This is a genomic window from Streptococcus sp. 1449 (genome assembly GCF_013276805.1).
GTDB lineage: Bacteria > Bacillota > Bacilli > Lactobacillales > Streptococcaceae > Streptococcus > Streptococcus pseudopneumoniae.
Genome location: NZ_VMLS01000042.1, coordinates 1 through 25,496, shown reverse-complemented (window position 1 = coordinate 25,496; position 25,496 = coordinate 1). Strand labels below are relative to the sequence as shown.

The window sequence follows — 25,496 nt, the reverse complement described above, 5'->3', positions numbered from 1 at the left end:
TGATAAAGTCGGGATTATAGCACGCCAAGGTCAGAAAAAAACTATCTCGTGAAAAAAAGATCCGTTGGGGTCTTAATTCGCATTCTTGTTTCCAAGCTCATGAAAAAGAGGTCCCCCTGACCTCAACTCGCTCTTTCATTTCAAGGCTCGTGAAAAAAAGACCCAACCGGGTCTGAAAAAGAGGTCCACCCGGACCTCTTTTTTAATCTTCGTTTACGAAAGGCATCAAAGCCATTACGCGAGCGCGTTTGATAGCTGTTGTTACTTTACGTTGGTTTTTAGCTGAAGTTCCTGTTACACGACGAGGAAGGATTTTCCCACGTTCTGAAACGAAACGGCTAAGAAGCTCAGTATCTTTGTAATCAACATATTCAATTTTGTTTGCTGCGATGTAATCAACTTTTTTACGGCGTTTGAATCCGCCACGACGTTGTTGAGCCATGTTTTTTCTCCTTTATAATTTTAGTTGTCCATTAGAATGGTAAATCATCATCTGAAATATCCAATGGATTTGTTGTTCCAAATGGATTTTCATCACGTGAAAAGTCTGGTACTGAATTTGTAGGCGCTGAATAGTTTGCAGTTGGTGCAGAGTAAGCTCCACCTGTATGACCTTCACGCACACTACGGCTTTCTAACATTTGGAAATTCTCAGCCACGACCTCTGTCACGTAGATACGTTGTCCTTGCTGGTTATCGTAACTACGAGTCTGGATACGGCCTGTCACCCCGATAAGTGAGCCTTTTTTAGCCCAATTAGCAAGGTTCTCAGCCTGTTGACGCCACATAACGACATTGATAAAATCAGCCTCACGTTCGCCATTTTGACTCTTAAATGTACGGTTTACTGCAAGAGTAAAAGTCGCAACTGCTACATTTGATGGGGTATAACGCAACTCAGCGTCACGTGTCATGCGCCCTACAAGTACAACATTGTTAATCATAGTTTACCTTCTTACGCGTCAATTTTGACGATCATGTGACGAAGAATGTCAGCGTTAATTTTTGAAAGACGGTCAAACTCTTTAAGAGCTGCATCGTCGTTTGCTTCAACGTTAACGATGTGGTAAAGTCCTTCACGGAAATCTTTGATTTCGTATGCAAGACGGCGTTTTTCCCAAGATTTTGATTCAACAACAGTTGCACCGTTGTCAGTCAAAATAGAGTCAAAACGTGCTACCAAAGCGTTTTTAGCTTCTTCTTCAATGTTTGGACGAATGATATAAAGAATTTCGTATTTAGCCATTGATATGTTCCTCCTTTTGGTCTAATGACCCCAAGACTTTGCAAGGGGTAAGTGAGGTTCGCTCACAATAAACTATTATACTAGAAAAAATTTTTTTACGCAAGTAAAAACTCTGATATGCGAAAAAACGCCACATGGGCGTTTTCCTATTCTTACGGTTTAATACGGTGCAACATACGTGGGAATGGAATGGCTTCACGGATATGTTTTGTTCCTGCTGCGAAGGTTACCATACGCTCGATACCGATACCAAATCCACCGTGTGGAACTGTACCGTATTTACGAAGGTCAAGGTAGAATTCATACTCTGTACGATCCATGCCAAGTTCATCCATCTTAGCGACAAGGGCATCGTAGTCTTCCTCACGCATAGACCCACCGATAATTTCTCCATAGCCTTCTGGAGCAAGCAAGTCTGCACAAAGCACGCGCTCTGGATTTCCAGGAACTGGTTTCATATAGAAGGCCTTGATGGCTGCTGGGTAGTTCATGACAAAAGTTGGCACACCAAAGTGGTTTGAAATCCAAGTTTCATGTGGTGAACCAAAGTCATCACCATGCTCAAGATGTTCGTAGTCAGCGTCTTCATCATTTTCATGCTCCTGCAAGAGGTCAATGGCTTGATCGTAAGTGATACGTTTGAATGGCTCTGCAATATAGCGTTTCAAGAGTTCTGTATCACGTTCCAAGGTTTCCAAGGCTTGAGGCGCACGGTTAAGAACACCTTGTAGAAGAGCTTTTACATAAGCTTCTTGCAAGTCAAGTGACTCATCGTGTGTCAAGTATGAGTACTCTGCGTCCATCATCCAGAACTCAGTCAAGTGACGGCGCGTTTTTGATTTTTCAGCACGGAATACTGGACCAAAGTCAAAGACACGACCAAGAGCCATAGCGCCTGCTTCTAGGTAAAGCTGACCTGATTGGCTCAAGTAGGCTGGCGTTCCAAAGTAATCTGTTTCAAAGAGTTCTGTTGAATCTTCTGCCGCATTTCCTGAAAGAATTGGGCTATCAAATTTCATGAAACCGTTCTTGTCAAAGAACTCATATGTTGCATAGATGATAGCGTTACGGATTTGCATCACCGCTACTTGCTTACGAGAGCGAAGCCACAAGTGACGGTTGTCCATCAAGAAGTCTGTACCATGTTCTTTTGGTGTGATTGGGTAGTCTTGAGATTCACCGATCACTTCGATGTCTGTGATGTCCAACTCATAGCCAAATTTAGAACGTTCGTCCTCTTTGACAATACCTGTCACATAGACAGACGTTTCTTGGCTCAAGCGTTTGATAACATCAAACTTCTCAAGTCCTACTTCTTCACCAAATTTTTCGACAAAGTTTGGTTTAAAGGCTACACCTTGAAAGAAGGCTGTTCCATCACGCAATTGCAAGAAGGCGATTTTCCCTTTTCCTGATTTGTTGGCAACCCAAGCGCCAATCGTCACTTCCTGACCAACATAGTCTTTTACATCAATAATCGTTACACGTTTTGTCATTATTTTTCCTTTTTCTTTTTTATTCTTTATGGCAAACCACTTCTATATTGTTCCCATCTGGGTCAATCACAAAAGCAGCGTAGTAAATCGGATGCTCACTGCGATAACCAGGAGCCCCATTGTCTCGCCCACCTGCCTCTAAACCAGCCTCATAACAAGCCTGAACTTCTTCCTTATTTTCTGCTAAAAAAGCAAAGTGAATAGGATCTTGTGTCCCCTGAGCCAGCCAAAAATCACCACCAGGATGAGGGCTGTTCGGGGCAAGAAAACTGATTAGAGAACTAGTCTTAAAAGCCAATTTATAGCCCAAAGGAGCGAGAAAACTCTTATAAAATCCTTCTGAAATTTGTAAATCCTTTACCTTAATCTCAAAATGATCAATCATTCTCACTACCCATAAATGCTTTCAAGCGTTTAACTGCTTCTTTAAGCGTGTCTAGGTCTGTCGCATAGCTGAGGCGGACATTTTCTGGTGCTCCGAATCCTGCTCCTGTTACCAAGGCCACTTCGGCTTCTTCTAGGATAGCGGTTGTAAAATCTGTCACATCTGTATAGCCTTTCATCTCCATAGCTTTTTTGACATTTGGGAAGAGATAGAAAGCTCCTTGCGGTTTGAGCACTTCAAATCCTGGCACCTCAGCAAGAAGGGGATAGATGGTATTGAGACGTTCCTCAAAAGCCTGACGCATGCTTTCTACAGTATCTTGCTCACCTGATAGAGCCTCAACTGCTGCATACTGGGCTACTGCTGACGGATTCGAAGTTGTTTGACCTGCAATCTTGGACATGGCAGCAATAATGTTTGCTTCTCCAACGGCATAGCCAATCCGCCAACCTGTCATGGCATAGATTTTAGACACACCATTGATGACCACTGTTTGCTTGCGAATTGCCTCAGATAGGCTAGAAATCGGTGTGAACTCATGACCATTATAGACCAAGCGCCCATAGATATCATCTGCTAGAATGAGAATATCCTTTTCTACAGCCCAGTTTCCGATTGCCAAGAGTTCCTCACGGGTGTAAATCATACCTGTCGGATTGGATGGCGAATTCAGCACCAAAACCTTGGTCTTGTCTGTGCGAGCTGCTTCTAACTGCTCTACGGTCACCTTAAAGTGATTATCTTCCTTAGCAGGAACAAAGACTGGCACACCTTCTGCCATCTTGACCTGGTCTCCATAGCTTACCCAGTAGGGGGTTGGGATGATAACTTCATCACCTGGATTGACCACAGCCATAAAGAAGGTATAGAGAGAATATTTGGCTCCAGCAGCGACTGTCACTTGATTTGGCGCTACAGAATAGCCGTAAAAGCGTTCAAAGTAAGTATTGACCGCTGCCTTGAGCTCTGGCAGGCCTGAGGTTACTGTATAAAAAGAAGCACGCCCATCTCGAATCGATGCAATGGCGGCATCTTGGATATTTTTTGGAGTAGTGAAATCTGGCTCACCCAAGGTTAGAGACAGGATATCTCTTCCCTCAGACTTGAGTGCTTTGGCACGAGCTCCAGCAGCCAAGGTCACACTTTCTTCCATTTCTAAAACACGGTTGGATAGTTTCATAGGCCCTCCTTATTGACCAATACTCCTGTTTCAAAATCTACTAGATAAAAATCAGAGCCTGACTTGACTTCCCAGATTGGTTTGTCTTGATAACGGCCAAAGGTAATCTTGTCAATCTCGCCAGCTCCTTTTTCCTTAGAAACGGCTTCCGCTTTTTCTTGTGAAACACCTTGATTTAGCTGATAAACGTAAATCTTATGGTCATCTTTTCCAATCAGGACAGCAAGTGCTTCTTGTTTTTTATTGCGACCAAGAACGCTATAATAGGATTCCAAGCCATTGTATAAGTCAACCTGATCAGCCTGCTCTAATCCTGCATACTGCTGAGCTAATTTTTCTCCTTCACTTTTAGCTGTTTGATAAGGTTTCATACTCAGAAACACTAGATACAGAAAGGAAGCACTGATAACCACAAACAAAATCGTCATCCCTAGACCATACTGCCACAGTAGATTATTTTTTGCTTTGTTTTGTCTTTTTTTCACTCGTCTATTTTACCATCTATTAAGCTTTATTACAAGTGAATGCAAGAATACTCTTCTAAAATCTCTTCAAACCACGTCAGCTTTATCTGCAACCTCAAAGCTGTGCTTTGAGCAACCTGCGGCTAGCTTCCTAGTTTGCTCTTTGATTTTCATTGAGTATAAGCAACCAATTCTATTTCTCCCTTCAAACAAAACCAATTTTGAAAGTGAAACAGTTCTTACTTTTTCAGTCACAAATGACTAGAGTTTCCGAAATTTTACAATTTTCAAATAAACTCTGAGCAAATTTCTTGCAAGTTGTTTTGCTTTGTTGTAATATATTTTATAACAACGAGAAAATTCTCGTAAATTTAAGAAAAAGGAGACACATCATGTCTAAAAAAGTATTATTTATCGTCGGATCACTACGCCAAGGTTCTTTCAACCACCAAATGGCCCTCGAAGCTGAGAAAGCACTTGCTGGTAAAGCAGAAGTTAGCTATCTTGATTATTCAGCTATCCCTCTCTTCAGCCAAGATTTGGAAGTTCCAACTCATCCAGCTGTATCTGCTGCTCGTGAAGCAGTTCTCGTTGCGGATGCTATCTGGATTTTCTCTCCAGTCTACAACTTCTCTATCCCTGGTACAGTGAAAAACTTGCTTGACTGGCTATCTCGTGCCCTTGACTTGTCTGATACACGTGGCGTTTCTGCCCTTCAAGACAAGTTTGTCACAGTATCATCTGTAGCCAATGCAGGGCACGATCAACTTTTCGCTATCTACAAAGACCTCTTGCCATTTATCCGTACACAAGGCGTTGGTGATTTCACTGCTGCACGTGTTAATGACTCTGCTTGGGCAGACGGAAAATTGGTTCTTGAAGAAACAGTCCTAAGCTCACTTGAAAAACAAGCGGAAGACTTGGTCAATGCTATCAAGTAACTAATATAATAAAAGCGAACAAGACTACTTTTCTGACACTCAGAAGACTAGCTTGTTCGCTTTTTTTCATTTATAAACTAAAATAGCTGATGATACATATTGCCAAATACAAAATATCTGATTTCTATACTTCCTTAACAAAAACCAATTCCTGTGGCTGGGACAGATCTTCTCGGTAGGTAAATCCTGCAAAGCTTAAGCGACGAGCTTCCTCCACCGTCTGTACTTGATTTTCTATCAGGGCTGTCAGGAAGGCACCACGCGCTTTCTTGGAAATGGTTGAGTGAATTTTCAGCTGACCGCCTCTATCCTCCATAAATTTGAAGATCACCATTTTTTCTCTGATTTCCTTAGAAAATACCGTCTCAAACTCGGACGACAAGAGGGAGAAAATCACTTCTTCCTGCTTCACAGCTTCATCATAGGCTGCCTTCCAATGACTCTTTAAAGTCTTACCAGCGACTTTTAACTTCATCAAAAAGTCCAAACGGTGAGGGGCCATAGATGACAAGGCTGGAACGACACCGTACAAAGCCGAAGTAATAAAGACATGATTTTCAAGATAGGCTTGTTCCGCCTCGGTCAACTTATCTCGCTTGATATGGCGGTACATAAGCCCATCAAAAAGTTTAAGAGCTGGGTAGTGTTGAGCAGTTTGCCTTTTCAAAGCTTGGATATTTTGACATTCTTCCGCAGCCTTCTCGGCTGATACCTTATAAAAACTCTCCAATTGACTAGCAGAATAGAGGGCCAAGGCATCCAGCACGGCCTGACTTTCTGGTATTAAAGGTGTTGCCTCGATACTCGGCAAGTCTGTGTTCATTTCTTTTGCTGTAGGGATTAAAATTTTCATATTGATAGTGTAGCATATTTTTTAGCCACAACCAAGAAATTCATCTGATACTCAATGAAAATCAAAGAGCAAACTAGGAAGCTGACGCGGTTTGAAGAGATTTTCGAAGAGTATGAAAAACCTCGGTTTGACCGAGGCTTCTCTATTTATTTGGGCCATCCTAACCAGATAGCCACGAGAACAAGGGCTGCGCCAGCTAAACTTGTTAAGATAGATAAGAATTTATCTTTTTTCTCCTTGAACTGAGAAAAACCTATCTTCAAAGCGAGCAGTCCAAGTAGCATTGAAGCAAGCATCAAATAAAAACCCATTTCTTTGTCCTCCATTAGTCTTAATTTATTTTATTATAACATATATTTCTTAAATAAACCTTTTTTATACTCAATGAAAATCAAAGAACAAACTAGGAAACTAGCCGCAGGTTGCTCAAAGCACAGCTTTGAGGTTGCAGATAAAGTTGACGTGGTTTGAAGAGATTTTCGCAGAGTATGAAAAACCTCGGTTTAACCGAGGTTTTTCTATTTATTTGGGCCATCCTAACCAGACAGCCACGAGAACAAGGGCTAGCCCAGCTAAACTTGTTAAGATAGATAAGAATTTATCTTTGTTCTCCTTGAACTGAGAAAAACCTATCTTCAAAGCGAGCAGTCCGAGTAGCATTGAAGCAAGCATCAAATAAAAACCCATTTCTTTGTCCTCCATTAGTCTTAATTTATTTTATTATAACATATATTTCTTAAATAAACCTTTTTTATACTCAATGAAAATCAAAGAACAAACTAGGAAACTAGCCGCAGGTTGCTCAAAGCACAGCTTTGAGGTTGCAGATAAAGTTGACGTGGTTTGAAGAGATTTTCGCAGAGTATTACTGTACTTTAAAGGTCTTGAGATAGCTGTCTTTTCCTACTTGACCTTCGAAGGTTCTACCATTTTCAAGGTAAGGAAGGTCATCTGATACTGAGGCCTTAACCTTGTAAATCTTGCCATCAACTTTAAAGAAGTAGACGGTGTCGCCCTTGATAACAGCTGATTTGAGGTCTGCTACTACTCCCTTGATGCTTTCTGTCGTTGCATTGTCAATTTCAAGGTCGTTTTTATTGGCATACTTGCTGAGCATCTCTTCCACTGTAGTAGCTACGATAACATTTTGGTACTCGACTGCGTCTACTAGAGCATACTCTTTGACCAAGCCAGCATTGTCCTTCAAACCCATGATGTAGAAAGGCTTGTCATTGAGGTTGATGAGGATTGGGAAGGTTGCTTTGTAGGATTTCTCCTGAACAGCACCTTCTGCTGATTCACGGGCTGATTCTTCTGTCGCAGAAGCCAAGCTATACTTAGTAATTTCTCCTGTTCGCATATTTTCAAGGATGAAACCAAGATTACTCTCATCCGCATTAGCCGACGTCACACCTGTGTAGAGATAGATGTCATTACCGATAGACAAGTAATTATAGCCATTGGTAGTCTGGGTCACGTTTTTCTTGGAAATCATGGCATTCAAGAAACCGTCCTTGTACTTGCCGTTGTAGTTGATTTGCTCAATGGTTTCCTCTGCTGGATAGATCCTATCCACCCATTCTGGAACATCTGATAAGCTGTATTCCTTGGTTTCTCCATTTGTAGCATCCAAGATAATGACTGAAGCAGGACGAGGAACCGCAAGTCCAAATTGCTTTTGGTAAACCGTTGCTACATAGAAAGGATTGCCCTCATCGTCCACCTCAAAAGATGGAGTTTTAAAGATTTTGGTCGGGTACTTCAAGCGCAGGTGACGTTTGACATCACGGTTAAAATACTCCGAGTCTGAATACTTGATTGGTGTCTTCAAGTCCACCAAATCCGCATTTCCAGTTACCATGTCCACCTTGATATACTCACCGATTCCCTTAGCTTGATTGTTAAACCACTTGATAGGGTCTGCGTATTCTAGTGGCGTCACTCGATAAGGTTTCCCATCAATTGTCAATTGGGTATAGGTATCTGCCGCTACGTACTGCGACACCTTATCTGTTAGGGAACCCAAGTAGCGGTCACCAATTTTTTCAGCAGTACTTCTATCTAAGATAGGAACCTTACTGGTGTCACTCTTAGGAAATTCAGTAAAGTCTTTTTCCGTAACCGTGACTACATTGGCATAATTTTTAGCCTGAAACATGCTGGAAGTTACCAAGGAAACCAAAGCTGCCAAGAGAAGAATTCCTCCAATCGAAGCTAACAGAATTTTCCCTAACCGATTGATTTTGAAACCCTCAAGATTTAAGGCAGCTTCCGCCTTACCGTGGCGCACATGAACCGTTTTGACAAGGTTTATCCCCTTGCCAAAGCCAAATAAGATTGCCACAACTAACAAATGCCCACAGAGGAAGAAGAGAAATTCCCAGCTGGTCAGGTTAAGGGGCGGTAAAAAGATATACCAGGTCGTTGCGATAAAAATAAGTTCAAAGACTATTCGTTTCATTTGCTTTCCTCCTAAATGATTCGTCCTTCCAAGTGATCCAGCTCATGCTGGCAAATCTGAGCTGGGAAGCCTGTCAAGGTAATGGTCTGTTCCTGCCACTTGCTGTCACGATAGGCAAGCCTTATGGTTTCATAACGCTTAGTTGATCTCACACCTACCAAGGACAAACAGCCTTCTTCTGCCTCATAGGATCCTTCAAAGGACAGAAGCACTGGGTTAAACATGACCACGGGAACCAAGCCAAGATTAAAGATAATCACGCGCTTTTGCACCCCAATCATATTGGCAGCTAGACCAATGCAGGTCTCACGATTTGCTAAGAGTGTATCCTGCAAATCTCTGGCAAGATAAAGGTCTTCCTGACTTGCCGGCTGAGATACCTGAGATAAAAACAAAATATCTTTTACAATTTTCTTTTCCACTTCCTCACACTCCTCTTGTTTTTTACTATATTATAACAATTATAGCACAAAAGCCGATAACTGCAAGCCCTTTCCCTCAACTGTAGCAAAAAGCCATCCGAAGATGACTTTTTTGCTACTTATACTCAATGAAAATCAAAAAGCAAACTAGGAAGCTAGCACAGGTTGCTCAAAACACTGTTTTGAGGTTGCAGATAGAACTGACGAAGTCAGTAACATATATACGGCAAGGCGACGCTGACGTGGTTTGAAGAGATTTTCAAAGAGTATTAATTTCTTTATAAATTACTTCCATCCCACGCTTAACAGCTGGACGATTGGCAATTTTTTCTGCCCATTTTACTAAATTCTGGTAACTTGAGGCATCCAAGAATTTTGCAGAACCTTGGTAAAGTTTTCCTTGAACTAACTGTCCATACCAAGACCAGATGGCAATATCTGCAATCGTATAGTCATTGCCTGCAATATAAGGTTTCTGAGTCAATTCCTTATCCAATAAATCCAACTGGCGTTTCACTTCCATCGTAAAACGGTTAATAGGATATTCCAATTTTTCAGGGGCATAATTAAAGAAATGTCCAAATCCCCCACCTAGAAAAGGTGCAGCCCCAGCTTGCCAGAATAGCCAATTCAAAACTTCTACCTTTTCCACAGGATTACTTGGTAGAAAGGCTCCAAATTTCTCAGCAAGATAAAGGAGAATATGAGCAGATTCAAAGACTCTTACTTCTTCAGTTCCTGACTGGTCCAACAAGGCTGGAATCTTGGAATTTGGATTGAGCTTTACGAAGTCTGAACCAAATTGATCCCCATCCATGATAGCAATCTTATACAAGTCGTAAGCCGTTTCCTTAAAACCAGCCTCTAGTAATTCTTCCAATAAGATAGTGACCTTCACACCATTTGGTGTTCCCAGTGAATAAAGCTGAAAAGCTTGTTCTCCTTTTGGCAAGTTTTGTTCGAAACGGGCACCTGCTGTTGGTTTATTTAAGCCCGTAAAGGCTCCTTGATTACTAGCTTCATCCTGCCATACGGTCGGTAATTGATATGCTGACATCCGAAACCTCCCTTAAATCGCATTCTTGTCAAAACCGAGTTTGCGTTGAATAAACTTAACGATTTCGACGATGATAATCATTGAGAAGCTTCCAGCCATAACAATTCCCCATTGTGACAAGTCTAGTTTGGTTACGTGGAAGATTCCTTCAAGCGGTTCTACAACGATTGTTGCCATGAGAAGGATAAAGGATACCAAGATGGACCAGTTAAAGGTCTTAGACTTGAATGGGCCAACTGTCAAGATGGATTGGTAGACAGACTTGACATTGTAGGCATGGAAGAGCTGAATCAAACCAAGGGTTGCAAAGGCCATCGTTAGGGCATCTGCATGAATAGCATGATTGTCACCCACATGAACTGGGTAAGCAATCGCAAGGCCATAAACACTCATAACAAGAGCTGCTTGGAGTACACCTTGATAAATGATAGAACTCAAAACACCACCTGAGAAGAAGCTTGCCTTGCGTCCACGTGGTTTATGATTCATGACACCAGGCTCCGCAGGTTCAACACCAAGAGCGATAGCTGGGAAGGTATCCGTTACCAAGTTGATCCACAAAAGATGAACCGGCTGTAAGACATCCCAACCAAACAAGGTTGATAGGAAGATGGTTAATACTTCAGCAGTATTGGCAGAAAGTAGGTACTGAATAGTCTTTTGAATGTTTGAGAAGACCTTACGTCCTTCTTCCACTGCGACGATAATAGTCGCAAAGTTATCATCTGCAAGAATCATATCAGAAGCCCCCTTAGAAACCTCTGTACCAGTGATTCCCATACCGATACCGATGTCTGCTGTTTTCAGAGCTGGGGCATCATTGACACCGTCACCTGTCATGGCAACGACCTTACCTTGTTTTTGCCAAGCCTTGACGATACGAACCTTGTGCTCTGGAGACACACGGGCATAAACAGAGTATTGACCAACAACTTTTTCAAAGTCTTCATCAGATAATTCGTTGAGCTCAGCACCAGTTAAAACGTGGTCTTCTGTATCGTTTGCATCAATGATTCCCAAACGTTTGGCAATAGCTTCTGCGGTGTCTTGGTGGTCACCTGTAATCATGATTGGACGAATTCCAGCTTCCTTAGCCACACGAACAGCCTCAGCGGCTTCAGGACGTTCAGGATCAATCATCCCAATCAAACCAGTGAAGATTAAATTATTTTCCAGCTCTTCAGAAGTGAGGTTTTCTGGAATGCTATCGATAATCTTATACGCACCTGCAAGGACACGCAAGGCTTGGTGGGCCATTTCAGAATTGTTTGTATGAATGAGGTTTGTGACCTTCTCATCAATCGGAGCAATATCCCCAGCCTTATCACGAAGAACACAACGTTTCAAGAGTTGGTCTGGCGCACCTTTAACAGCTACGAGGAAGCGTCCATCTGCAAGTGGATGAACTGTTGACATGAGCTTACGGTCAGAGTCAAATGGCAACTCCGCCATACGAGGATATTTGTCTAAAAATTCTTTGACATCGTAGCCCTTGTCCAAGGCATACTGGATAAAGGCTGTTTCGGTTGGATCACCAATCAGGTTGCCTTCCACATCGATTTTCGTATCATTGGCCAAGACAACTGAACGAAGGAGGGGCATTTCAAGACCCAGTTCAATGTCATCAGCTGAGTCATGTAGGACTGCATCGTAGAAGATTTTTTCAACTGTCATCTTGTTCATGGTCAGCGTACCAGTCTTATCAGAAGCGATGATTTCAGTTGAACCAAGTGTTTCAACTGCTGGCAACTTACGAACGATGGAATGTCGTTTGGCTAAAACTTGAGTACCAAGGGAAAGAACGATGGTCACGATAGCAGGAAGTCCTTCTGGAATGGCTGCAACGGCAAGGGCAACAGAAGTCAACAACTCACCAAGTGGATCCTTCCCTTGAATGAAGACACCCACTACAAAAGTAACAAGGGCAATGACCAAGATTGCATAGGTCAAGACCTTAGAAAGGTTGTTCAAGTTTTGTTTGAGGGGTGTATCCGTCTCATCAGCGTCTTGAAGCATGCCCGCGATATGACCAACTTCCGTGTACATACCTGTATTGACAACAACTCCCATCCCACGACCGTAGGTTACGTTTGAGTTTTGGAAGGCCATATTGACACGGTCACCAATACCAGCATCTGTCGCAAGCTCGACTGTCAAGTCTTTTTCAACCGGTACAGACTCACCTGTCAGAGCAGCCTCTTCGATCTTAAGAGAGTTGGCTTCTAGCAAACGTAGGTCTGCTGGTACTACGTCACCAGCTTCAAGGGCAACGATATCTCCAGGTACCAATTCTTTAGAGTCAATCTCAGTCATGTGCCCATCACGCAGAACGCGGGCAGCTGGACTAGACATGGATTTGAGGGCTTCGATAGCTTCTTCTGCTTTTCCTTCTTGGTAAACACCAAAGGCAGCGTTAATGATAACCACGGCTAAAATGATAATGGCATCTGCGATATCTTCCCCACCAGAAGTCACGACTGACAAGATTGCTGCTGCAACTAGGATGATAATCATCAAATCCTTAAATTGCTCGATGAATTTGACCAGGATTGATCGTTTCTCGCCTTCTTCGAGTTCATTGTGGCCAAATTCGGCAAGGCGCTTTTCCGCCTCACTTGATGACAAACCTTGCTCGGTCGCATCCACAGCCTTCAAGACCTCTTCAGGACTCTGAGTGTAAAACGCTTGGCGTTCTTGTTCTTTTGACATGTGTCTCCTCCTTGACATTGTGTGCAAAACAGACTCTCTTTTCCCTCATCGCATCTTTTCACGACAAACAAAAAGAGACCTGTTAATCATAACAAGTCTCGCTATTTAAGATAGGGCCGGAAAACATACTTTTCAGTATAAAATTCGGAATGACGACACTATCACAGGTTTCTGCCAGCTACTCCCTTGAGTAGTACTATTATACCAAATTTTGGGTAGTTTTAAAAGAGTAAAAACTACCTTATTTGAATTTTCCCTTGAAAACCAGTATAATGGTAGAATGCTATATGACTAGAAAGGAAGTTGAATGAAGCAATCTATCTCAAATCTCAAGTTAGCTGAACGTGGTGCCATTATCAGTATTTCAACCTACCTGCTCTTGTCTGCAGCGAAATTGGCTACTGGCCATCTTCTTCATTCATCCAGTTTGGTGGCCGATGGTTTCAACAACGTGTCGGACATCATTGGAAATGTGGCCCTCTTGATTGGAATCAGGATGGCACGCCAGCCTGCTGACCAAGACCACCGTTTTGGCCACTGGAAGATTGAGGATTTGGCTAGCTTAATCACTTCCATCATCATGTTCTATGTTGGCTTTGATGTTCTAAGGGATACCATTCAAAAGATTCTCAGTCGTGAAGAAACGGTCATTGATCCTCTGGGTGCAACTCTAGGAATTATGTCTGCAGCGATCATGTTTGTGGTCTATCTCTACAATACTCGCCTCAGTAAGAAATCCAACTCCAAGGCACTGAAGGCCGCAGCAAAGGACAATCTTTCTGATGCTGTCACCTCACTTGGAACCACCATTGCCATCCTAGCTAGTAGTTTCAATTATCCCATTGTGGATAAACTGGTTGCTATCATCATCACTTTCTTTATCTTAAAGACTGCCTATGATATCTTCATCGAGTCTTCCTTTAGCCTTTCGGATGGCTTTGACGACCGTCTGCTTGAGGATTATCAAAAGGCCATCATGGAAATTCCCAAAATCAGCAAGGTTAAGTCCCAAAGAGGTCGTACCTACGGTAGCAACATCTACCTGGATATTACGCTAGAGATGAACCCTGACCTGTCTGTTTTTGAGAGTCATGAAATCGCGGATCAGGTCGAGTCTATGCTGGAGGAACGTTTTGGGGTTTTTGATACCGATGTCCATATTGAGCCAGCGCCTATCCCTGAGGATGAAATTTTAGACAATGTCTATAAAAAATTGCTCATGCGTGAACAATTGATTGACCAAGGAAATCAACTGGAAGAACTCTTAGCTGACGATTTTGTCTATATTCGCCAAGACGGAAAGCAGATGGATAAAGAGGCCTATAAAGCAGAAAAAGACTTGAATTCAGCTATCAAGGACATCCAAATCACTTCCATCAGTCAAAAGACCAAACTCATCTGCTATGAATTAGATGGTATCGTCCATACCAGTATCTGGCGTCGCCACGAAACTTGGCAAAATGTCTTCCACCAGGAAACAAAAAAAGAATAGAGAAATCCTGTCATGAGACGGGCTTTTTCTATTCTTCTAACTATCAAAGTCACTGAGATACTCATAGCGTTCGTATTTTTCAAGGAGTGCTTCATTTTTCTCATCCAATTCTTTTTGGAGAGTAGCCAGCTTACCAAAGTCAGAGCCGTTAGCCTGCATTTCCTCTTCAATAGCAGCGATACGGTTTTCCAAGGTTTCAATATCACCTTCAATACTTGCCCACTCCTGCTTTTCTTGATAGGTCATGCGCTTCTTGTCTTCTCTGACCTTGACGACCTTCTCCTTTTCAGACTTTTGAACTTGATTGGCCATATCTGTTTCAAAGGCTTTTTCATCAAGATAATCGGTATAATGACCAAAGAAAGGACGAATCTTGCCATCCTCAAAAGCGAGAATCTTAGTCGCTACCTTATCCAAGAAATAGCGGTCGTGACTAACAGTCAAAACTGGACCAGCAAAGCCTTGCAAGAAATTCTCCAAAACTGTCAAGGTTGCAATATCCAAATCATTAGTCGGTTCGTCCAAGAGAAGAACATTTGGTTTCTCCAAAAGCAGTTTGAGGAGATAAAGACGTTTTTTCTCTCCCCCAGACAATTTCTCAATTAAGGTTCCATGCGTCGAACGTGGGAAAAGGAACTGCTCCAGCAACTCTGCAATCGAAGTCGTAGAACCACCGCTGGTCTTGACCTCTTCTGCCACTTCCTGCAAGTAATTGATAACTCGCTTGCTTTCATCCAAGCCCTCAATTTGCTGAGAGAAATAGGCAATGCGAACAGTTTCCCCAATCACAACTTGTCCTGTTGTCGGCTCAAGACTGCCTGCAATCAGGTTGAGCAGGGTCGATTTTCCAACACCGTTGTCACCAACAATACCAATACAATCTTTAGATTGCACCAAGAGATTAAAATCTTGCAAAATGGGCTTGTTTTCATAGGCAAAAGAAACATCCTGAAACTCGATGACTTTCTTCCCAATCCGACTGGTTTCAAAGTTCATGGTCAAGTCTGTCTCAGCAGTATTGCCTGAAACCTCTTTCTTTAAGTCATGGAAACGATTGATACGAGCTTGTTGCTTGGTTGCACGCGCCTGCGGTTGTCTGCGCATCCAGGCCAATTCTTGCTTATAAAGTTGTTCCTTTTTGTGGAGAAGAGCCGCATCGCGCTCGTCCTGTTCCGCCTTAAGGCGAACATAATCCTGATAATTTCCCTGGTACTCGGTCAAGCCTGCGCGATCCAATTCGAAAATCCGAGTTGACAAAGCATCTAGGAAATAGCGGTCGTGGGTAATAAAAAGGACGGTCTTCTTGGAATTTTTCAAAAAGAGGGTCAGCCACTCAATAGTCGCAATATCCAGATGGTTGGTCGGCTCATCCAGAAGCAAGAGGTCGTGGTTGCCAAGAAGAACTTGCGCCAACTGGACCCGTCTTCTTAGACCACCTGACAATTCCCCAACTGGAGTGGATAAGTCCTGAATGCCCAATTTGCTAAGAACGGTCTTGACCTGACTCTCAATTTCCCAAGCTTGAAGAGAGTCCATCTCCGTCATGACACGCTCCAAACGAGCCTGCTTGTCCTCACTGTAGTTGAGCATAATCAACTCATACTCACGAATGAGCTGGATTTCCTTGAGGTCGCTGGAAAGAACCGTATCCAAGACCGTCTTGCTATCATCAAAATCAGGATCTTGAGTCAAGTAGCCAATCTGGTAATCATTCTTAGCTGAAAAGGGACTGACATCCCCATCAAAGCCAGAAACACCAGAAAGGACATCTAAAAGGGTGGTCTTGCCAGTCCCATTGACACCAATCAAACCAATTCTGTCTAGGTCATGGATAATAAAGGAAATATCCTTAAAAACGGTCTTGTCACCGACGGATTTACTTAGTTTTTCAACGATAAAATCACTCATTTTTTCTCCCTTAGATAAGCATGGATGGCTTGACGGTTATTTTCCAATTCTCCATCGACAATGGCATATTCAATCTCTGTTAAAATCTCTCCCAAATCTGGACCTGGTTGATAGCCATATTCCTTAATCAAAACGCCACCATTAATCTGAATTTCTTTCTTGTCATGAATGGTCAAACTCTGATAGGTTTCTGTTATGACTTGTGGGTTGACTGGTTTTCCCTGGGTCTGACGAAGATTTTCAGCCTGTAAAAGCAACTCCAAGTCAAAGCGATAACAATCGCGCTTGCTCAATTCTCCCTTTTCACGCAAGGCCAAAATAGTCAGCAAATCCTGAACTTGCTTGGCAAACTGACGTGAGGTCTTCCAAGCTTTCAAAAATGGCTGCGCATTTTCAATCTCCAAAGCCCACAGTAGAGCCGCCCAAGCTTGCTCTGAAGATTCAAAGGTGAAATCAGTCTCTAAATCAAACAGTCTGTTAAGTTTGTCTTGGCTAGATGCCAGATCAGGGAGATAGTCATAAGCTTGACTCTCAATCATGGAAGCCAAGCCCCTTCTCCAAAATGGAGCCAGCAAGAGTTTATCAAACTCAACGAAGGTACGCTCCACAGAAATTTTCTCCAAAAGTGGCGTCAATGTCTTCATAGCTTTAAAGGTTTCTGGCTCAAATTCAAAGCCAAGACTAGCCTGAAAACGGAAACCACGCATAATTCGTAGAGCATCTTCGTTGAAACGCTCACTAGCCACTCCAACCGCTCGTAAGACTTGCTTTTCCAAATCTTCTAAACCATGAAACAAGTCAATGATTTCCCCTGTCTCATCCAAGGCAAAGGCATTGACTGTAAAATCACGGCGCTTAAGGTCTTCTTCTAGCGAGCGAACAAAAGAAACCGCACTGGGTCTGCGATAGTCCACATAGACATCCTCTGTCCGAAAGGTGGTTACCTCATACTCCTCATCCCCATCTAAGACCAAGACGGTTCCATGCTCGATTCCGATATCGGCTGTTCGCGGAAAAATCTGCTTGGTCTCTTCTGGATAAGAAGACGTCGCAATATCCACATCATGGATAGGGCGATTGAGAAGGGCATCTCGAACAGAACCTCCAACAAAATAGGCCTCAAAACCTGCTTCTTTAATTTTTTCTAATACTGGTAAAGCCTTCTGAAATTCAGAAGGCATTTGCGTTAATCTCATAATAAGTGTTCTAATCCATAGACAAGCTCATGACGCTTGACAACTTCTTTAATTCCCAAATTCACCCCTGTCATGAAGGAGCTGCGATCATAGGAGTCATGACGGAGCGTCAATCCTTCTCCCTGATTGCCAAAGATGACTTCCTGATGGGCTACCAAGCCTGGTAAACGAACTGAGTGAATCCGCATGCCATCAAAGTCAGCACCACGGGCACCTGCAATCAATTCTTCCTCATCAGGCGCACCTTGCTGAATAGACTCTCGAACTTCTGCCATTAACTCAGCCGTTTTAATAGCTGTTCCACTCGGAGCATCCTTTTTCTTGTCATGATGGAGCTCGATAATCTCCACATTGGGGAAATATTTAGCAGCCTGCCTTGCAAATTGCATAAGCAAGACAGCACCCAAGGCAAAATTGGGAGCGATCAAGCCACCCAAATCTTGGGCACGAGAAAATACTTTTAGCTCTGTAATTTCTTCACTCGTGAAGCCAGTCGTTCCAACTACTGGAGCAAAGCCATTTTCAAGAGCAAAGCGTGTATTTTCATAGGCAACAGCTGGAGTTGTAAAATCTACCCAAACATCCGCTTCAAAGCCTGCTAAATCAGCCTTATCCTTGAAAACAGGAATTCCCTGCCATTCTGACTCAGACTCAAAAGGATCCAAAACTGCTACCAAGTCCAAGTCTGGATCAGCCAAGACCATCTGACAAGCAGCTTGACCCATCTTTCCCTTAAAACCAGCAATAATTACTCGAATACTCATCTCTACTCCTGTCTAAGATACAAAGGACGTTAGCTACCCATGAAAAATAGGGAATGGCGCTGACTTCCCACGAAAGGCAAGACAGGCATCTTTTTTCAAGAGGCAGGTAGTCCGTGTTCAATTGCTAAGATACAAGGCATCTTAACTAGCCTAAAAGTGCCAACTAAATCACTGGAATATAACCCAGAGCAATACTTCCTGCTCCTAGGTGGGTTCCAATGACACTACCGAATGTAGCAAGCGAAACATCTGAACTTAATCCAGATTCAATCAAGTGCTGACGCAATTCTTCAGCCTTTTCAGGAGCATTCCCATGAATGACAATGACCCGATATTGGCCTGAAGCCGTTGTTTCCTTGATGATTTCAATCAAGCGCTTGGTTGCTTTCTTTTCCGTACGAACTTTTTCGTAAACTTCAATCACACCTTGATCGTTAAAATAAAGGATTGGCTTAATGCTAAGCAAATTGCCCAAAATGGCAGCCCCATTTGAAAGGCGCCCACCTTTTACCAAATGATCCAGGTCATCTACCATGATAAAAGCTGACGTACGGCTGATTTGAATAGCTAGCTTATCCTGAATGATAGCAAAATCATCGCCCTGATCTCGCCAGTTAAAGACGCTTTCAACCATGATGCCTAGGGGAGCGCTTGTAATCAAAGTGTCTGGGAAAGCAATGGTTAAACCTTCATAGTCATCCACCATATACTGAATATTTTGGTAAAAACCTGAAATTCCAGAAGATAGGAACAGCCCCAAGGCATGTGTATAACCTTGTTCTTTGAGCGAAGTTAAGATCTCATCTAACTTGGCAATACTTGGTTGACTGGTCTTAGGCAATTCAGAAGCCTGAGCCATTTTTGGGTAAAATTCCTCAGCAGTCAGATTGATGCCTTCGACATACTCCTCACCATCAATATTGACAGGAATATCCAAGACATACAAATCTTCTCTTTGCAAGGTCTCTGCACTGAGATAGGCAGAAGAATCTGTGATAACAGCTAGTTTCATATTAGAACTCCAAATTGATTCCTGGTAAGTCTAATGCAATTTCAGTTACTTCGTAAGTCAAACGGTTGAGCATATTCAAACATGGACGAGCCAAAGTTTCCACTTCTTCTTGGCTCAATTCACTTGGTTCATTGACAATACGGCCATCGATATGATTTACCTGTGAAATGGTTCCACTGATGACAAACTTATCAAATACAATCATAAATGTCAAGATGACAATCAAGGAAGTCACTTGATTTTCTTGATTATGTTGGAGCAATTGGAAGTTCACATCCACCTTAGTTTCAGGAGCTCCATTTTCATTTTCCCATTCAAAATTACGCGCATCAAAATGATACTGACTAACAAATTCTTGTTCACGTTTAAGATTCATATCTTTCTCCCTCGGCTACAATATTATAAGCTATTGTACCATAATTTTTTATTTTCATCTAGTTTTCTAAGTTTTAGTCCATCTCAATTTCAGCTCGAACTACGTCTGCGATGGTATCAACATAGTAGTCAACTTCTTCTGTGGTAGGCGCTTCTGCCATAACACGCAAGAGGGGCTCTGTTCCACTTGGGCGTACTAAGATACGACCATTCCCTGCCATTTCTTCTTCCATCTTCTCGATGATAACCTTGATAGCTGGCACTTCCATAGCCTTTTCCTTCACGGCATTTTCCACTCGGATATTGACTAATTTTTGTGGATAGATGGTTACTTCTGCTGCCAACTCTGACAAGCTCTTACCAGTTTCCTTCATGATTTTTGTCAATTGGACAGCGGATAATTGACCATCACCTGTTGTATTGTAGTCCATCAAGATAACGTGCCCAGATTGTTCACCACCGAGGTTGTAGCCTGATTTTCGCATTTCTTCAACAACGTAGCGGTCGCCAACTGCAGTGACTACCTTGTTAATACCTTCGCGATCCAAGGCCTTGTGGAAACCAAGGTTAGACATAACAGTTGTCACAATTGTATTTTGAGCCAATTGTCCTTTTTCAGAAAGGTATTTCCCAATGATGTACATAATCTTGTCACCATCGACGATGTCGCCATTTTCATCAACAGCAATCAAACGGTCACTGTCTCCATCAAAGGCCAAACCAATAGCTGAGCCGCTTTCTTTGACCACTTCTTGAAGGGTTTCTGGGTGGGTTGAACCAACATTAAGGTTGATGTTAAGACCATCTGGTGTTTCCCCTATAACAGTCAACTGAGCACCAAGGTCTGCAAAGATTTGACGGGCACTTGTAGAAGCTGCACCATTAGCTGTATCCAAGGCAACCTTCATTCCTTCAAGAGGAGTTCCAGTTGAAACAAGGTAGCCTTCATACTTACGCAAGCCTTCTGGATAATCTACCAAGGTTCCCAAGCCTTCTGCACTTGGACGAGGAAGAGTGTCTTCCGCAGCATCTAGCAAGGCTTCAATTTCTGCTTCTTTTTCGTCATCTAGTTTGAAGCCATCACCGCCAAAGAACTTGATTCCATTATCAAGGGCTGGGTTGTGGCTAGCAGAAATCATGACACCGGCGCTTGCTCCCTCAGTTTTTACCAAGTAAGCTACTGCTGGTGTCGCCAGAACACCTAGTTTGTATACGTGAATTCCTACAGATAGAAGACCAGCTACCAAGGCAGATTCTAGCATTTCCCCTGAAATACGTGTGTCACGTCCTATAAAGACTTTCGGTGCTTCCGTTTCATGTTGACTAAGAACATAGCCTCCAAAACGTCCTAGCTTAAAAGCTAATTCTGGAGTAAGTTCCACATTAGCTTCTCCACGGACTCCATCAGTCCCAAAATATTTACCCATTTTTATAAAATCCTTTTTCTATTTTTAATTCGTTTTTGAACTAGTTGCTTTCGTTGACGAAGATGTCTCCGATGAACTGCTTGTAGTTGAATTTGATGTGCTTGAACTTGGTGCTGCTGGTTTTGTAGTTACCTTCATTGTTGTATCAAAGGGAGTGATAACTGTCGGTAAGACAACACCATTGCGGTCGATTGCCTGCAAAGGTACTGAACCACTGTAATTACCTGTTATGTGTTCGCTAGTTGGCAAGACAGCGATAATCTTATCAATTCTATCCAATGTCTCTTGATCACTCGTAATCGACACTTCTTCATCTGACACCGTGACATTTTCAATCTGTACCCGACTATCAATTTGACTAGGGTCAATCTCTGGTACAACCTTTACCTTATCCTTCTGAGCCTTCTTCCCAATCTTGACTGTAATTTTTTGCGGAGTCGCCACAGCGGTCAGCCCATTGGGTAAATCTTCAATGCTCAAAGGAACTTCAATCGTTCCAACACTGGCATCTGTTAGGTCAGCAGTAACCTTGAATTTACGTGTGCTTTCTTGCATTTCACTAGCTAGCGATAGGCGATTTGCACCAGTCAAGACCACTGAGACTTCTGAAGCAAAACCGCTAATAAAATACTCATCACTATTATAGCGTATGTCAATAGGAACATTTGTTACTGTATTCGTATAGGTTTCCGTTTTTACCTGCCTAGCACTGGTACTGTTTTGAAAATTCGTCGCCGTAGCATAGACAAATAAGACACAAGCAAAAAAGAGTGAGGATATGATATATAAACTATTTTTTTTCATGTTTCCATCCTCCTAGCAATCGTTCTTTAAAACTAAGACCCGCTTCCTCTTTTGGAAGTAAGATTTCACGTAATTCTGTTTCAAATTCATCAAGTGTTAGGTTGTGCTTAAAGCTTCCATTATAGGTTATCGAAATTCCTCCCGTTTCCTCTGATACGACAAAAGTCAAGGCATCTGAGACTTCTGATAAACCGATAGCCGCCCGGTGTCTGGTCCCAAATTCCTTGGAAATCCCTGTGTTTTTTGTCAAGGGCAGATAGGCAGACGTCACAGCAATACGTTCTTCTTTGATAATCACCGCACCATCATGTAGGGGAGTGTTGGGAATAAAAATGTTAATGAGAAGTTCTGCAGAAATCTTAGCATCCAAGGGAATTCCTGTCGAAATATACTCCTGCAAGGTACGTACACGCTGAATAGCAACCAAGGCCCCGATTTTACGAGGACTCATGTATTCAACAGACTTAACAAAGGCACGAATCATCTGTTCCTCAGCACTAATAGGGGCATTGGAAAAGAAATCTGTCGCTCTTCCCAAACGTTCCAAACCAGTCCGAATCTCTGGAGAGAAGATAACAACCGCCGCAATAACCCCATAAGTAATAATTTGATTGATTAACCAAGAAATCGTAGTCAAACCAATCATATTTGCAAGGATTTGAGCTAAAATAAACACCAAAACTCCACGTACCAAAATCATAATCTTGGTTCCTGCAATAGCTTTTGTAAAATGGTATAAAATATAAGCAACAATCAAAATATCAATCAGATTGATAGCTATCGTCCATGGACTTGCAAACAAACTGGTCCAATATTGCAGATTGGATAATTGTTGAAAATTCATCCCTGATATCCTCCCTATCAAAACACTTTCATCCTATTATACCATTTTCTGGCATTTTTTTCCCTATCCTAGTCCATTTTACATTGAGCAAAAATATGATAAAATAAACTGACTAGAAAAAACAAAGGAGAAACTATGTCTCAACTCTATGATATTACCATTGTAGGTGGTGGTCCTGTCGGGCTTTTTGCAGCCTTTTATGCCCACCTACGCCAAGCCAAGGTTCAAATCATCGACTCTCTTCCCCAACTGGGTGGACAACCTGCTATTCTCTACCCTGAAAAGGAAATCCTAGACGTCCCAGGCTTCCCAAATCTGACTGGAGAAGAGTTGACTAACCGCTTGATTGAACAGCTAAACAGCTTCGATACCCCTATTCATCTTAATGAAACGGTTCTTGAGATTGAAAAACAAGAAGAAGGCTTTGTCATCACAACTTCTAAAGGAAGTCACCTAACTAAAACAGTTATCATCGCTATGGGTGGCGGTGCCTTCAAACCACGTCCGCTGGAACTTGAAGGGGTTGAGGGCTATGAAAATATCCACTACCACGTTTCCAACATCCAGCAATACGCTGGTAAGAAAGTGACCATTCTTGGTGGGGGAGACTCAGCTGTGGATTGGGCTTTGGCTTTTGAAAAAATTTCACCAACAACCCTTGTTCACCGCAGAGATAATTTCCGTGCCTTGGAACACAGTGTCCAATCCTTACAAGAATCATCTGTAACCATCAAGACACCATTCGTCCCTAGCCAACTCCTTGGCGATGGAAAAATGCTTGACAAGTTGGAAATCACAAAAGTCAAATCTGATGAAACAGAAACGATTGACCTAGACCACCTCTTTGTCAACTATGGCTTCAAATCTTCTGTCGGTAACCTTAAAAACTGGGGTCTCGACCTCAATCGTCACAAGATTATTGTCAACAGCAAACAAGAATCTAGCCAAGCAGGTATCTATGCTATCGGTGACTGCTGCTACTATGACGGAAAAATTGACTTGATTGCGACAGGTCTCGGAGAAGCTCCAACTGCTGTCAATAATGCTATCAACTACATCGACCCTGAGCAAAAAGTACAACCAAAACACTCTACTAGTTTATAAAAAAGAACCACGAGTCACATAGGATTCGTGGTTTTAAAATGAACTACACCTCAAAAGTTAGACAGAAATACATCTAACTTCTGATATGCAGCCCACCTTCTCTTTGCTCTTGTTTGAATAAGAAATTTTTTGAAGAATCATTAGATTATACAAAGTATTCATATCAGCCTTTTAAAGCTATATAAAAACTCTCCAACTATTCTATTATACCATATAAAAAATAAATAAATAGACTTGTTTTTTTCTTTTTTTGACGTATACTAATAATAGAAAGCGCTTTAAATAAAATAAAAGGAGGTTTTATGAGGAAAGTAAATAAGGACATTTTATTCTTAACTGGAATCATAGTTTTATGTTTTGGTTTTTTATTATTTCACATCAACCCCTATTATGCCGAACCCTATGCGACACTGAAAGAAAGAATAAATTTATTCTTTTGGCAACTATATTGGAGACCTGTAGGAACTCTCAGTATTATTTCGGGTTGCATTATAACTTTCAAAGGATTGAAAAAATAATCTTTTACTCATGAAGAAAGGAAATTTGTTATGATTAAACTGAAACTATTGTTTTTCTCTCTACTATCAAGTCTATTATTCTTAGTCACAACATCTACGGTTTTTGCTGATGTCTATCCTGGTACAAATTATGAAATTGTATCTAATCGTATTGTAAAAGATATCAACACAGGAGAGTTATTGTCATTTTATACGACTGAACTTAGAGACGCCTATTTAGAGTCTAAATCTACGTATCAGACTCGTTCTAATGCAACTGGTGTTGCAGACTATAGAACTAAATACTCTCACTCTTACAAGAAAAGCACCACATCAGGTCCTGTAAGTTCAACTGCCTATGGTGGAAAAGCTGGAGCTACTCTGACTGTAGGTGCAGGTGTTAGCTTTTCTGCTCCGGAGTCTGGAGCTGGACTTAGTTTAAATCACTCAGTCTCCCATAACGTACCACCCTACACTTATGGTTATATTAGACTAAAAGCATCTTACACAGTAAACGTTCGTAAACTAGAAGTTAGATACTTAGGCACCAACAAATGGGTTCCAGCTGGTGAAACCTCTACTATATCGAATGTTAGCGTTTGGAGCGAACTGGTCACTTGGAAATAACTCATTAGAGACTGGGTAAAAACTCAATTTCAGGAGAAAATGAAATAAATTTTCTCACAATAAAACGCATAGTATTACGGTTCAAGTCAACACCGGATATTATGCGTTTTTGATTTTAAAGAGCCAAATTTCTTAACTTAATGACATTGCTTTTTGCCCAACCTCTTTTTATTTCAAAAAAGAACCTCGCAAAACAAGAGCCTGGTTTTATAGTTCATCGGCTTTTACAAAT

27 protein-coding genes are annotated in these 25,496 nt (G+C 42.0%); 4 read left to right on the top strand and 23 right to left on the bottom strand.

Translation table 11 applies throughout. The annotated features are described in order from the left end of the window. Positions 1–202 precede the first annotated feature (202 nt). The 8 genes from rpsR to HT687_RS07995 all read right to left on the bottom strand — a co-directional run bounded on the left by rpsR (position 203) and on the right by HT687_RS07995 (position 5,026). A complete protein-coding gene (gene rpsR / locus HT687_RS08030; protein ID WP_000068664.1) occupies positions 203–442 on the bottom strand; it encodes a 30S ribosomal protein S18 in 240 nt (79 codons plus the stop codon). 31 nt (positions 443–473) lie between these two features. Continuing rightward, positions 474–944, bottom strand: a complete 471-nt coding sequence (gene ssbA / locus HT687_RS08025) for a single-stranded DNA-binding protein SsbA (RefSeq protein WP_000609599.1) — start codon at positions 942–944, stop codon at positions 474–476. Positions 945–955: 11 nt separating this feature from the next. Beyond that, positions 956–1,246 (bottom strand): 30S ribosomal protein S6, encoded by a 291-nt coding sequence (rpsF, locus tag HT687_RS08020; protein ID WP_001151777.1) that lies wholly within the window; start codon positions 1,244–1,246, stop codon positions 956–958. 152 nt (positions 1,247–1,398) lie between these two features. Continuing rightward, positions 1,399–2,745, bottom strand: a complete 1,347-nt coding sequence (asnS, locus tag HT687_RS08015) for an asparagine--tRNA ligase (RefSeq protein ID WP_162199250.1) — start codon at positions 2,743–2,745, stop codon at positions 1,399–1,401. A gap of 16 nt (positions 2,746–2,761) precedes the next feature. Beyond that, on the bottom strand, positions 2,762–3,127 hold the full coding sequence (locus tag HT687_RS08010; RefSeq protein ID WP_023937609.1) for a VOC family protein: 366 nt from the start codon (positions 3,125–3,127) through the stop codon (positions 2,762–2,764). Further along, positions 3,120–4,307 carry a pyridoxal phosphate-dependent aminotransferase gene (locus tag HT687_RS08005; RefSeq protein ID WP_000777796.1) on the bottom strand — a complete coding sequence of 396 codons (1,188 nt, stop codon included), beginning with the start codon at positions 4,305–4,307 and terminating at the stop codon, positions 3,120–3,122. The genes HT687_RS08010 and HT687_RS08005 overlap by 8 nt, the downstream gene beginning before the upstream one ends. After that, positions 4,304–4,792: a DUF5590 domain-containing protein gene (locus tag HT687_RS08000; RefSeq protein WP_000747244.1), complete on the bottom strand. Its 489-nt coding sequence runs from the start codon at positions 4,790–4,792 to the stop codon at positions 4,304–4,306. Before HT687_RS08000 ends, HT687_RS08005 begins: the two co-directional genes overlap by 4 nt. Before the next feature lie 66 nt (positions 4,793–4,858). Beyond that, complete coding sequence (locus tag HT687_RS07995; RefSeq protein WP_172924143.1) at positions 4,859–5,026, bottom strand: hypothetical protein; 168 nt, start codon at positions 5,024–5,026, stop codon at positions 4,859–4,861. A 137-nt stretch (positions 5,027–5,163) separates the two neighbouring features. On the opposite strand from HT687_RS07995, the gene HT687_RS07990 reads away from it, so the two are divergent. After that, positions 5,164–5,712 carry an NADPH-dependent FMN reductase gene (locus HT687_RS07990; RefSeq protein WP_031233884.1) on the top strand — a complete coding sequence of 183 codons (549 nt, stop codon included), beginning with the start codon at positions 5,164–5,166 and terminating at the stop codon, positions 5,710–5,712. Positions 5,713–5,836: 124 nt separating this feature from the next. Here HT687_RS07990 and yaaA read toward each other — a convergent pair whose 3' ends face one another. The 7 genes from yaaA to HT687_RS07955 form a co-directional block, all read right to left on the bottom strand. After that, positions 5,837–6,565, bottom strand: a complete 729-nt coding sequence (yaaA, locus tag HT687_RS07985; RefSeq protein WP_023933180.1) for a peroxide stress protein YaaA — start codon at positions 6,563–6,565, stop codon at positions 5,837–5,839. A gap of 146 nt (positions 6,566–6,711) precedes the next feature. After that, the gene (locus HT687_RS07980) at positions 6,712–6,876 is read right to left on the bottom strand and encodes a YczI family protein (protein WP_000508264.1); all 165 of its coding nucleotides are present in this window, start codon (positions 6,874–6,876) and stop codon (positions 6,712–6,714) included. A gap of 211 nt (positions 6,877–7,087) precedes the next feature. Next, on the bottom strand, positions 7,088–7,252 hold the full coding sequence (locus HT687_RS07975; RefSeq protein ID WP_057487076.1) for a YczI family protein: 165 nt from the start codon (positions 7,250–7,252) through the stop codon (positions 7,088–7,090). A gap of 178 nt (positions 7,253–7,430) precedes the next feature. Continuing rightward, on the bottom strand, positions 7,431–9,026 hold the full coding sequence (locus HT687_RS07970) for a hypothetical protein (RefSeq protein ID WP_000822860.1): 1,596 nt from the start codon (positions 9,024–9,026) through the stop codon (positions 7,431–7,433). An 11-nt stretch (positions 9,027–9,037) separates the two neighbouring features. Beyond that, positions 9,038–9,448: a peptide deformylase gene (locus HT687_RS07965; protein WP_000412227.1), complete on the bottom strand. Its 411-nt coding sequence runs from the start codon at positions 9,446–9,448 to the stop codon at positions 9,038–9,040. A gap of 259 nt (positions 9,449–9,707) precedes the next feature. Then, positions 9,708–10,505, bottom strand: a complete 798-nt coding sequence (gene yghU, locus HT687_RS07960) for a glutathione-dependent disulfide-bond oxidoreductase (protein WP_001277397.1) — start codon at positions 10,503–10,505, stop codon at positions 9,708–9,710. Between the two features lie 12 nt (positions 10,506–10,517). Next, a complete protein-coding gene (locus tag HT687_RS07955) occupies positions 10,518–13,214 on the bottom strand; it encodes a cation-translocating P-type ATPase (protein ID WP_023933182.1) in 2,697 nt (898 codons plus the stop codon). Between the two features lie 307 nt (positions 13,215–13,521). On the opposite strand from HT687_RS07955, the gene mntE reads away from it, so the two are divergent. Beyond that, positions 13,522–14,706: a CDF family manganese efflux transporter MntE gene (mntE, locus tag HT687_RS07950; protein ID WP_023933184.1), complete on the top strand. Its 1,185-nt coding sequence runs from the start codon at positions 13,522–13,524 to the stop codon at positions 14,704–14,706. A gap of 36 nt (positions 14,707–14,742) precedes the next feature. Here the strand turns inward: mntE and HT687_RS07945 are convergent, their stop codons facing one another. The 8 genes from HT687_RS07945 to cdaA all read right to left on the bottom strand — a co-directional run bounded on the left by HT687_RS07945 (position 14,743) and on the right by cdaA (position 23,036). Continuing rightward, positions 14,743–16,614 (bottom strand): ABC-F family ATP-binding cassette domain-containing protein, encoded by a 1,872-nt coding sequence (locus HT687_RS07945; RefSeq protein WP_023937399.1) that lies wholly within the window; start codon positions 16,612–16,614, stop codon positions 14,743–14,745. Further along, a complete protein-coding gene (locus tag HT687_RS07940) occupies positions 16,611–17,810 on the bottom strand; it encodes a CCA tRNA nucleotidyltransferase (RefSeq protein ID WP_023937398.1) in 1,200 nt (399 codons plus the stop codon). The genes HT687_RS07945 and HT687_RS07940 overlap by 4 nt, the downstream gene beginning before the upstream one ends. Further along, positions 17,807–18,574: a 4-hydroxy-tetrahydrodipicolinate reductase gene (gene dapB / locus HT687_RS07935; RefSeq protein WP_000027869.1), complete on the bottom strand. Its 768-nt coding sequence runs from the start codon at positions 18,572–18,574 to the stop codon at positions 17,807–17,809. Before dapB ends, HT687_RS07940 begins: the two co-directional genes overlap by 4 nt. Positions 18,575–18,737: 163 nt before the next feature. Next, positions 18,738–19,586 (bottom strand): DegV family protein, encoded by an 849-nt coding sequence (locus HT687_RS07930; protein ID WP_023933188.1) that lies wholly within the window; start codon positions 19,584–19,586, stop codon positions 18,738–18,740. 1 nt (position 19,587) lies between these two features. Continuing rightward, positions 19,588–19,962, bottom strand: a complete 375-nt coding sequence (locus HT687_RS07925; protein ID WP_001050094.1) for a DUF1149 family protein — start codon at positions 19,960–19,962, stop codon at positions 19,588–19,590. Positions 19,963–20,035: 73 nt separating this feature from the next. Then, complete coding sequence (gene glmM, locus HT687_RS07920; protein ID WP_172924144.1) at positions 20,036–21,388, bottom strand: phosphoglucosamine mutase; 1,353 nt, start codon at positions 21,386–21,388, stop codon at positions 20,036–20,038. A gap of 24 nt (positions 21,389–21,412) precedes the next feature. Then, entirely contained in the window at positions 21,413–22,192 is a 780-nt protein-coding gene (locus HT687_RS07915) for a CdaR family protein (RefSeq protein WP_000742288.1), read from the bottom strand. Beyond that, complete coding sequence (gene cdaA, locus HT687_RS07910; protein WP_001011065.1) at positions 22,179–23,036, bottom strand: diadenylate cyclase CdaA; 858 nt, start codon at positions 23,034–23,036, stop codon at positions 22,179–22,181. The genes HT687_RS07915 and cdaA overlap by 14 nt, the downstream gene beginning before the upstream one ends. A 135-nt stretch (positions 23,037–23,171) precedes the next feature. On the opposite strand from cdaA, the gene HT687_RS07905 reads away from it, so the two are divergent. Further along, entirely contained in the window at positions 23,172–24,140 is a 969-nt protein-coding gene (locus HT687_RS07905) for an NAD(P)/FAD-dependent oxidoreductase (protein WP_023937391.1), read from the top strand. A gap of 548 nt (positions 24,141–24,688) precedes the next feature. After that, positions 24,689–25,264, top strand: a complete 576-nt coding sequence (locus HT687_RS07900; RefSeq protein WP_000593540.1) for a hypothetical protein — start codon at positions 24,689–24,691, stop codon at positions 25,262–25,264. Positions 25,265–25,496 lie beyond the last annotated feature (232 nt).